Origin of the sequence: Paraglaciecola sp. (assembly GCF_051252315.1) — a bacterium.
Taxonomy (GTDB): Bacteria; Pseudomonadota; Gammaproteobacteria; order Enterobacterales; family Alteromonadaceae; genus Paraglaciecola.
On record NZ_JBPOFP010000051.1, the window covers coordinates 22,751 to 32,785 of the forward strand.

General features: G+C 36.8%; 9 protein-coding genes. 2 read left to right on the forward strand and 7 right to left on the reverse strand.

The features are described from left to right. Positions 1 to 132: 132 nt before the first annotated feature. The 4 genes from ACSHXM_RS11675 to ACSHXM_RS11690 form a co-directional block, all read right to left on the reverse strand. A complete protein-coding gene (locus ACSHXM_RS11675) occupies positions 133 to 978 on the reverse strand; it encodes a fumarylacetoacetate hydrolase family protein (RefSeq protein ID WP_435688945.1) in 846 nt (281 codons plus the stop codon). Between the two features lie 162 nt (positions 979 to 1,140). Next, positions 1,141 to 1,998, reverse strand: coding sequence for an amidohydrolase family protein (locus ACSHXM_RS11680; RefSeq protein ID WP_435688946.1), 858 nt, complete (start codon positions 1,996 to 1,998; stop codon positions 1,141 to 1,143). Beyond that, positions 1,991 to 3,031 carry an aldo/keto reductase gene (locus ACSHXM_RS11685; protein WP_435688947.1) on the reverse strand — a complete coding sequence of 347 codons (1,041 nt, stop codon included), beginning with the start codon at positions 3,029 to 3,031 and terminating at the stop codon, positions 1,991 to 1,993. The genes ACSHXM_RS11680 and ACSHXM_RS11685 overlap by 8 nt, the downstream gene beginning before the upstream one ends. A gap of 145 nt (positions 3,032 to 3,176) precedes the next feature. Next, positions 3,177 to 4,496: an L-fuconate dehydratase gene (locus ACSHXM_RS11690; protein WP_435688948.1), complete on the reverse strand. Its 1,320-nt coding sequence runs from the start codon at positions 4,494 to 4,496 to the stop codon at positions 3,177 to 3,179. 485 nt (positions 4,497 to 4,981) lie between these two features. Between ACSHXM_RS11690 and ACSHXM_RS11695 the strand changes: the two genes are divergently transcribed. Next, on the forward strand, positions 4,982 to 5,755 hold the full coding sequence (locus tag ACSHXM_RS11695; RefSeq protein WP_435688949.1) for an SDR family NAD(P)-dependent oxidoreductase: 774 nt from the start codon (positions 4,982 to 4,984) through the stop codon (positions 5,753 to 5,755). After that, positions 5,670 to 6,629, forward strand: coding sequence for a fumarylacetoacetate hydrolase family protein (locus ACSHXM_RS11700; RefSeq protein ID WP_435688950.1), 960 nt, complete (start codon positions 5,670 to 5,672; stop codon positions 6,627 to 6,629). The genes ACSHXM_RS11695 and ACSHXM_RS11700 overlap by 86 nt, the downstream gene beginning before the upstream one ends. Positions 6,630 to 6,696: 67 nt before the next feature. On the opposite strand, the gene ACSHXM_RS11705 is transcribed toward ACSHXM_RS11700, so the two are convergent. The 3 genes from ACSHXM_RS11705 to ACSHXM_RS11715 form a co-directional block, all read right to left on the reverse strand. Continuing rightward, positions 6,697 to 7,467 carry an IclR family transcriptional regulator gene (locus ACSHXM_RS11705; protein ID WP_435688951.1) on the reverse strand — a complete coding sequence of 257 codons (771 nt, stop codon included), beginning with the start codon at positions 7,465 to 7,467 and terminating at the stop codon, positions 6,697 to 6,699. Positions 7,468 to 7,822: 355 nt separating this feature from the next. Beyond that, a complete protein-coding gene (gene fucP / locus ACSHXM_RS11710; protein WP_435688952.1) occupies positions 7,823 to 9,250 on the reverse strand; it encodes an L-fucose:H+ symporter permease in 1,428 nt (475 codons plus the stop codon). 380 nt (positions 9,251 to 9,630) lie between these two features. Continuing rightward, a partial coding sequence (locus tag ACSHXM_RS11715; protein WP_435688953.1) for an FCD domain-containing protein occupies positions 9,631 to 10,035 on the reverse strand: 405 nt, incomplete at its 5' end.

Genomic DNA, 10,035 nt, shown 5'->3' on the forward strand with positions numbered 1-10,035 from the left:
TTAGCGGGGCGTTTCAGAAAACAAGTAAGACCACCTTGAACATTAGCCCCCAACAATTAAAAAAGGTTGGGAGATTAATTTAATAATAATTCAATTCGAAGCAGCCTTTTATTTGTACCGTGTGACCAATCTCTAGTTAGCTGCAACTACAGTTTGAGTTTGTGTACCTAAACCTTCTATACCTAACTCTATTTTATCGGCTACATTTAAATACACTGGTGGTTTTTGTCCTAAACCTACGCCTGGCGGAGTACCTGTTGAAATAATATCTCCAGGATAAAGAGTCGTAAATTGACTAAGATAACTAACAATAAAGGCCGGCTTAAAAATCATAGTTTTAGTACTACCATTTTGATAACGCTTTCCATTAACCTCTAACCACATAGATAAGTTAGTCGCATCGGAAATTTCGTCTTTTGTTACTAAGTATGGACCTAATGGACCAAAGCTATCACAACCTTTACCCTTATCCCACTGAGAGCCTTTTTCTAACTGAAAAGTACGTTCTGAAACATCGTTGCATACGCTATACCCAACTATATAGTCGTCAGCATCCTGTTCATCAACGTAACTAGCCTCTTTACCAATAACTATCGCTAATTCTACTTCCCAGTCCAGCTTATCACTATTTTTGGGTTTAATAATGGGATCATTAGGACCACTAATTGCGCTAGTAAATTTAGAGAACACTTCAGGCTCTTTAGGTATAGGCATATTAGATTCTGCAGCATGATCGGCATAATTTAGCCCAATACAAATGAACTTACCTACATTATCCACGCAGGATCCAATTCGCGTATCCTTAGCAATCAATGGTAAAGATTCAAGATCAACTAAACTTAGCTTAGCCATTACTTCAGCCTGAAAAGTACTTCCATTAACATCGTCAATTACAGTTGATAAATCTCTTATATCGCCGTTCTTATCAATTATACCTGGTTTTTCTTGACCTTTCGGGCCGTAACGTAAAAGTTTCATTTTTCACCTCTTAAAATAAGTGAATAGAACTATTGCTAAATTAACAAGTTTTTAGATGTTTTAGACTCAATATGCATAATAAAATAAGGCGCATTCCTTTGCGCCCCACACACACACACACACACACACACACACACATAAAAACCAGTATTTAGTATTTGTTCAATTCAATTTATAAAATTCTATTGCTGTTCCTGAAAAAAAGCGCTTCACACCTTGTTCCGGCCAGCCACTAATTAATTCCTCAGTAAGTTTTAGCCAATCCTTATAACTACTATTTATATTTACAACTGGCCAATCACTTCCCCACATCATTCTTTGCTCGCCGAAAATGGCATGAATATGTTTAAAATACTTTGCATAGTAAATACATAACTTCTGTGGTTTCTTCGCTTCAGTCTGTAATCCAGACACTTTTACGAATACATTTGTTAACGTTTCGAATTCTGCAATGGTTTTCGCCCATTCATCATATTCTTGATTACCGATATCTGGCTTAGCACAATGATTAATAACTATTTTTAAACGTGGATATTGCTTAGCGATTAATACAATGCCTTTTAGGTGTCGAGTTTTTACTAATGCATCAAAACTCAAATCTAGCTCTATCAAATACTCAAATATTGGTTTAAAACTAGGCGACAAAATCCAATTATCATTAGCTATGTCTTGTAACATAGGTCGAATACCTTTGAATTTTGGATGTCGAGCTAATTTTGTTAGTCGTAAGCAGGCTTCATTTGGCTCTGCTTCCATATCAATCCAGCCGACAAGACCTGCTATAAAAGGGTTACTTTCTGCAAGTGACAGTAAAAATTGAGTCTCTGCGTCGGTGTCGGCAGCTTGCACAAGCACACTATGCGTAATGTTACTGCGTTGAGTAACATGCAAAAAATCTTTTGGTAAAAAGTCTCGGTATAGATTTCCCAATTCTGGATTAAGCCAATTGTAATCGCCGCGTTCTAGTTGCCAAAAATGTTGGTGACTATCTACAATCTCAATATCATCTAAACTAGACACACTCAACATCATCCGCTGGCACTGGAGCCTCTTCTCGTATTAGCCCTAGCCTTTTAAGCTTCTGCCAAAATTCGCTAGGTATAGAATGATTAAAAAACTCTAGTGTTTTCTGCATACGATCTTGATTAGCAATACCAGGAATAACAGTTGATACAGCCTCGTGAGCTAAAGGAAATTGCAACGCTGCTGCCGCTAAAGGTACCTGATATTCATCACAGATATTTTCAATCTGCTCAACTTTATCAATAATATGCTTGGGCGCTTCTACGTAATCATATAATGGTGTACTGCTGCCCTTTACACCTGTCGCCAAAATACCTGAATTATAAGGCCCACCTAAAATAATTGATGCCCCATGTTGCTGACACTTAGGCAAAAATGAATCTAATGGTTCTTGTTCCAACAACGTATAACGGCTAGCAAGTAAAAAGCAGTCAAATTGGCCGATATCCATAACTCGTTCACAAATAGGCGATTCATTTACACCTAACCCTACTGCTTTTATAAGCCCTTGTTCACGCAGCTCATGTAACGCTTTATATCCACTAGAGCGCAATTGTTGATAATAATAAGCATCTTTTTCTCCATGAGTAAATTCACCAATATCATGTACTAGTAATATATCGATTTGGGCTAAACCTAATCGTTGCAAGCTATCTTCCCATGAACGCATAATGCCGTCGTAGGTGTAATCATAATGCGCATCAAACGGCATAGGTGAGGCAAAGTCATAACGTAGTTTCGTAACATCTGCGTTAACATCTGGAGTCAACACTCTGCCAACTTTAGTGGAGAGTACATAATCCGAATTTGGCACTTCCCGTAAAAGATTTCCAACTCTACGCTCGCTCAACCCTAACCCATATCGCGGAGCCGTATCGAACATATTAACGCCTGAATCTAGAGCCAACTTCATAGTACTGACCGCTTCATTCTCAGAAACTTCTTTAAACAAGTTTCCAATTGATGCAGCCCCAAAACCCAACGTAGACACCTTAATATCTGTCTTACCAATATTTTTCTGTGTTATCACTTGCCCACACTCAATTTTTATAAGCTTTAAGAAAGTATTAAATTACTGACGGTATATAATATTTAGCAGGCTAATTAAACGAATTTAAAAATCCCGCTAAGTCTTAATTATACTAAGCCACTTTGACAATGGTTCGCTGATATAATCAGCTTACTTTTTTTAAACGTTTTTTCCATTGCCCGCCATTGGGATAGGTATATTCTGCTAATGATTCAGCAAACATCTTTATACTGTAACCTGGCTCTGTAGGTGCTACATAAGCGCCATCTTTGATAATACAAGGATCTTCAAAGTGTTCGTGTAAATGATCAACAAACTCAACTACGCGGTCAGTTAAGTCTGCAGAGATTTGCACATAGTCAATCATAGATAGATGCTGAACGTATTCACATAACCCTACTCCACCAGCGTGTGGACAAACAGGCTTCCCATACTTAGCTGCCATCATATATACAGTTAATATTTCGTTAACACTAGCTAATCGACACGAGTCAATTTGTACTATATCTATGGCATCGTTAGCGATGAATTGTTTGAAAATCACACGATTCTGACAGTGTTCACCAGTCGCAACCATAACATCACCGATATTATCTTTTATTTGTTTATGACCAAAAATATCGTCTGGACTAGTTGGCTCTTCAATAAACCATGGTTTTGTTTCTGCTAGCGCATTCACCCAATCGATAGCAGTATCAACTTCCCAAATTTGGTTGGCGTCTATCATGAGCTTAATATCATCACCAATAACCTCACGGGCGATACTGCAACGTCGAATATCATCCTCTAAGCTTTGGCCTACTTTTAACTTAATATGCTTAAAGCCTTGGTCAACAGCTTCTTTAGCTAACCTCGCTAATTTTTCGTCGCTGTACCCTAACCAACCGGCAGATGTGGTATAAGATGGATAACCATTATCCTCTATATATTTAATACGCTCGTGCTTAGTCGCTTGATTTTTGCGTACCATGTCTAATGCTTCTTGTTTAGTCAACACATCAGATACGTATCGTAAATCTAAGCAATTAACAAACTGATCTGGCTCCATATCTGATAATAAACGCCATAATGGTTTGCCTTCCACACGAGCCCACATATCCCAAACAGCATTAACAATAGCACCAGCCGCCATATGAATAACGCCTTTTTCTGGCCCTAACCAACGCAACTGGCTATCCGAGCGCAGTTGATCATAAAAGGTATTCATATCAGACATAATGTCATTCAAATCGTAACCAATTACTAAATGCTCCATACATTCTATCGCTGTGCAGCAAACATCATTGCCACGGCCAATGGTAAATAAAAGTCCATACCCTTTGTTACCGCGTTCTGTTGTTAATTCTACGTACGCAGCTGAATAATCCGGATCTTTATTAATGGCATCTGAACCATCTAAATTTTCAGACGTCGGAAATCGAATATCTTTCGTCGTCAAGCTAATAATTTTATTTGAACTTCTCATGCAACCTCTTACAATTCAATAATTGTTCTTTACATATAAAACTACATTGGAGTAAAAGATCGGTCAAATGATATTTTAAATATGAGACACAATTTCAAAAGATTAATAAATAAGTATCAGATTTAAGATAAAATAGTGTAAACACCTCAACAACTCAGAGACAACCTTCTTTATTTTTGAGGTGATTTTTAGCAAAACATCCTTTGTAAATTTCAATTACTCAACATTTTCATGGTCAATTTATAACCACATGCCTAAACGCCACTATTGTAAATAAAACGTTAAATAAATAACCTCAAAGCTTTTCCCAAAATTAGAATTCATTTAGTAAAGCAAGAGGATCCTAGACTATAAATCAACGGATTTAACCGACATAAACAAAACACAAAACAAACAGGCAACATTTATAAGCTAATTATTGCTATTGACAAACTATTGCCAAAATATACCATATCAAATACAAAACATTATTTTGGATTTAAATCATGACTGAGAAACTTGTTAAAAATTCCGCTGTTACAGGTGGCGGGAGTGGTATAGGTCGCAGTATTTGTTTAGCATTAGCTAATGCTGGACATCATGTAATTGTATTTGATTTAAACTTATCGGCTGCCGAAGAAACGGTTGAGATTGTTCAGCAACATGGCGGTCAAGCATGTGCTTACTCGTTAAATGTGGCAGAACATGACACAGTCACAGAACTTTTTGGTAATATTCAGAAAGAGTTCCCCATCGATATTTTAGTAAATAATGCCGGCATAGGCTTTATTGGTAATATTGAAAAAACTACAGAATCGGACCTCGACCAAGTTTATCAGGTTAACGTAAAAGGTGTTTACAATTGTATTCATGCCGTAATTGAAGGCATGAGCAAAAGAAAATACGGTGTAATTATTAATATTGGATCTATCGCATCATCTGTAGGCATCGAGGATAGATTTGCTTATTCAATGTCAAAAGGCGCTGTATTGACAATGACTTACTCTATCGCACGCGATTATATTAACCAAGGAATACGTTGTAACTGCGTTTCTCCTGGTCGTGTTCATACGCCTTTTGTAGATGCATACTTAGATAAAAATTATCCAGAAAACAAATCCGAAATGTTTGAAAAATTATCAAATAGCCAACCTATTGGACGTATGGGAACTCCGCAAGAAGTAGCCGATTTAATTGAATATTTATGCTCTGATAAAGCGTCTTTTATCACAGGTAGTAACTTTCCAATTGATGGCGGCTTTGTCACCATCAATAACTAACTATGTCTATATGAAACTTTTACGGGTTGGCCCAAAAAATCAAGAAAAACCAGCGGTTTTAGATGATCAAAATAGAATTCGTGATATTTCTTCACTTGTTAGAGATATTGAAGGAGAATATCTATCAGAAAACTCACTTGAAGCTCTTGCTAAAACGAACTTGTCTCAATTGCCGGTATTATCTTCCGAACTGCGAATTGGACCTTGCGTTAGTAAAGTTGGTAAGTTTATTTGTATAGGCCAGAATTACAGTGATCGTGTTACTGAAACTGGCATACAGCTCCCAAAAGAACCCATTGTTTTTATGAAAGCAACAAGTTCAATCACAGGCCCCTACGATAAAATAATTAAACCCAAATATAGCAAGAGGTTAGATTGGGAAGTCGAATTTGGTATTGTGATAGGTGCTGAAACTACTTATGTTAATGAAATTGATGCGGAAAAACATATTGCTGGCTATTGTTTAATTAATGATATATCTGAGCGTGCTTTTCAAATCGAACACCAAGGACAATGGTGTAAAGGCAAAAGCTGTGACACTTTTGGTCCTATTGGTCCCTGGTTAGTGACAAAGGAAGAAGTTGTTGACATCACTCAACTACATATGTGGTTAGAAGTTAATGGTAAGCGCTATCAAAGTGGCAATACTAAGTACATGCGTTTTAAACCTAACTTCATTGTCAGTTATTTAAGCCAATTTATGAGTTTACAGCCTGGTGACATTATTTCTACAGGCACGCCATCTGGTGTTGGAATGAGTCAAACGCCTCCAATTTTTTTAAACAATGGGGATAGTGTAAAATTGGGTATAGAGGGACTAGGTGAACAATTACTATCCGTGGTTAACTATTGCCCGACTAGTAAAAATAAGTAACTTTTTACTTTGTTCAGAGGATATTAAAATTTATATTCTCTGAACAAATAAGATTACTGTGGACGACTTAAATGCCCCCATAGCTACTTGCAAGCGCCGATATTTTTTCTGATGTAGAGCGCAACACATTTAAAGTTTCAGATATATCTGCGTGACTAAAACGTCCTGTTAAATAGGGCACTGTTAAACTGGCTAACACTACCCGCTGACTCAACATAATTGGGAAAGACAAATCTACAACGCCTTCGATAATTTCACTTTCTGTTTTGATATAACCATTTTTTATAATTTGTTCAATATAAGATTCACACAAGTCAGCATCAAAATCTGAACGACTTTTCCGATAATGCTCAAACAAGGACTGTTTTTGCTTCTCTCCCATAGAAGATAACAAGATAAGCCCTGAGCCAGATTCATAGAGATCTAAATTGTGCCCGATACGGACTGACAAACCAACGGACGAAGGGCTTTCAACTCGAGCAATGACGACCATCCGCTCACAACTTACAACAGCCAAATGACAACTGCATTGAGTAGAGGTACTCAAGTCATGCATCAAGGGATAGGCAGATTCTATTAATGTACCTGTTGGCGGAACGCTCATTCCTAAGTCAAAGAGCTTGTTAGAAATAAAAAAGAAATCTGAATCTGGATTTTTACTTAAATAACCTCGTTGTTCGAGTGTCGTTACCATCCGAAAAATTTCGCTTTTCGACCGATTTAATTTTTCTGAAATCAATGCCAAAGACATAGGAACTTTTTCTTTCGCGAACAACTCAAGGATTTCGAAGCCTTTGTCAAGAGCGGGTGCAGCGTACTTGTTTTTATTTGTTTCCATTGTTAAGAATATTTTAAAACCACCACTAATACCTAGTCGTTATTATGCCTAATAGGACTAAACTTTAAAAGTATAATAAAAGTTTGCTTATAATTGATGGGTTATATAATCCCCATTAAAATAAGATATGTAACTCACAATTACTGCTTGTTAAAAAAACGCTGGATGGTTCTAAGTATAAAGTTATTTATTGGAATTGGTCTTATACCTACAAAAATAAAGTTAAACGTTAAAATTAAATTTGAAATTACAGACAAGGTTTAGTTTTATCCAATGCACATAAAGACAATTGTTAACGCTAGCTCCCCTTAATTTTAGGTGAAACTAGCAATAACAATTTAACAGCTATCGGTTGCTATATGCCGTGTCGAGAATTAGTTCTATATCCATATATTGCTATACCAATAAAACATAACAAAGGTAAAATAAATGACATTTGCACTGATGGGATTGAGCTAATCCAGGCTTCACCGTCTATAATCGTACCTTGCAGAGGTGGCATTAGCGCCCCCCCCACTATAGCCATCACTAAACCAGCTGAACCTATACTAGCGTCATCACCTAACTTGTTTAACGCTATTCCGTATATAGTCGGGAACATTAAAGACATACACGCCGATGTAGCAATTAGACAATAAAGCCCAAGCATACCACCTAAATAAATTGCACCGCTTAAACTCATTATCCCGCCAGCCGATAACAACATTAATAAATGCCCCGGCCTTATAAACCCTAGCAAGAAAGTACAAATAAACCGGCTCGCCAAAAATATAAACATAGCAATCATATTATACTGTTGAGCCTCACCGGCTGTTAATCCGACTGAAATCACGCCATAATGTATAATAAACGTCCAACACATAATTTGCGCTCCAACATATAAAGCTTGAGCTATTACGCCTTCCCGATAACTATCATTGGATAATAAACGACCCAAGGTGTTTTTTAATTCTTGTAAGGTGAGAGGTGAAGCGTGATTTATGGTATTAGGCAACTTCACCAAGGCAAATAAAACAAACAAACCAATTACCACACACGCAATGGTTATATAAGGCCACATTACCGTATTCAGATCTGCTGCTTGCATAGCACTGTGCGCTACAGGCTGATTTTGAGATAATTCAACCAAGGCTTTCGTCAATTCACCATCGACTTTAGACGGTAGCATCTGTGCGTATTCAGGATGTGCAGCACGTTCAGCTTGTCTAAATTCCTCTACTTGCAATTGATTTAAAATATAGGTCGACGCGACCCACATACCTGTAAGAGAACCGATAGGATTAAACGCCTGAGCTAAATTAAGTCTCTGTGTAGCAGTTTCTGGGCTTCCCATTGATAAAATGTATGGGTTAGCAGTTGTTTCTAACAAAGCTAATCCGCACGTTAAAACACACAAAGCAATTAAGAAGTAATTAAACTCTCCAAGCATACTCGCAGGTAAAAATAATATCGCACCTACAGCGTATAATGCCAAGCCAAGTAAAATACCGGACTTATAAGAGTACTTACGAATAAAGATGGCTGCTGGAAGTGCCATAATTCCATAACCTAAGTAGAACGCAAATTGCACCATACTACTTTGAGCATTACTAATTAAAAATATATCTTTAAAGGCTTTTACTAACGGATTAGTAATATCGTTTGCAAAGCCCCACAAAGGGAATAGTAGCGCGACCAATATAAAAGGAATCAAAGCTTGTTTAGCAATCACTGGAGTCTTTTGGCGTGCCCCCTCACCACTTATAGCTCCTAAGTTTTGGTTAGATTCCGTTACGCCACTCATAAAACTGCCTATTTATTTATTAAAATACACACCCACCTTACCACTACCTCATATACAACTCAACGTTTCATATAAGAAATAAGATAGCTATTTATAGAACTAATTACTACGACTCATCTGATCTTTTAGTCAATTAGGTGAGTTGATATTGAGCATCATCGATAAGCGATGACCGAATATTTTTGATATGTCTAAAAAACATGAGTCGTTTTTTAAAAAGACGAAATGTGCCACAAGTTACATTAATTTAACTCTGTGGCTCAATGACTAACTAAAGACTATTATTTGAATCGTTAATGTCAATGTAATGTCAAATATATAGCGAATAATTATCAGTACTTATGTAATGTGACTAAATTTAATTTGACAAAGTTGGACTATTATTTAATATCCTCTACACAACTTAACAATGTTGACTCGGCTGTGCTTAAATGAGCTTGCATGCTGGCAATTACACCTACACTATTTCTAGCTAATAAATTTTTTAGTAAATCAATATGCTCATCCATAGCCACGGTAAAACGCTCTAATTCTCCAGACTTATCCCATTGATAATGATAGTGACAAATGAAAGAAATTATATCGAAAAACTGACTAGTAAATCTATTATTAGCGGCACGTAAAATAAGCATATGCATGGCCCTATCTAAATCAGGAAACTCCATGTAGCGGTTTTCTATATCGGCTCTAATTTCTACGTGTTTGCTTAACAAGTCATTAAGTTCACCCCAAATAGGATCATCAGTACTTAAATTTAACAATTGTGTTAAAGAGTGCATTTCAAC

Bases quoted from the DNA above. Each gene is read 5' to 3' on its own strand.
- ACSHXM_RS11675 (WP_435688945.1), bottom strand. From the start codon at position 978: ATGAAACTTTTACGTTACGGCCCGAAAGGTCAAGAAAAACCAGGTATA.
- ACSHXM_RS11690 (WP_435688948.1), bottom strand. From the start codon at position 4,496: ATGAGAAGTTCAAATAAAATTATTAGCTTGACGACGAAAGATATTCGA.
- ACSHXM_RS11695 (WP_435688949.1), top strand. From the start codon at position 4,982: ATGACTGAGAAACTTGTTAAAAATTCCGCTGTTACAGGTGGCGGGAGT.
- ACSHXM_RS11705 (WP_435688951.1), bottom strand. From the start codon at position 7,467: ATGGAAACAAATAAAAACAAGTACGCTGCACCCGCTCTTGACAAAGGC.
- fucP (WP_435688952.1), bottom strand. From the start codon at position 9,250: ATGAGTGGCGTAACGGAATCTAACCAAAACTTAGGAGCTATAAGTGGT.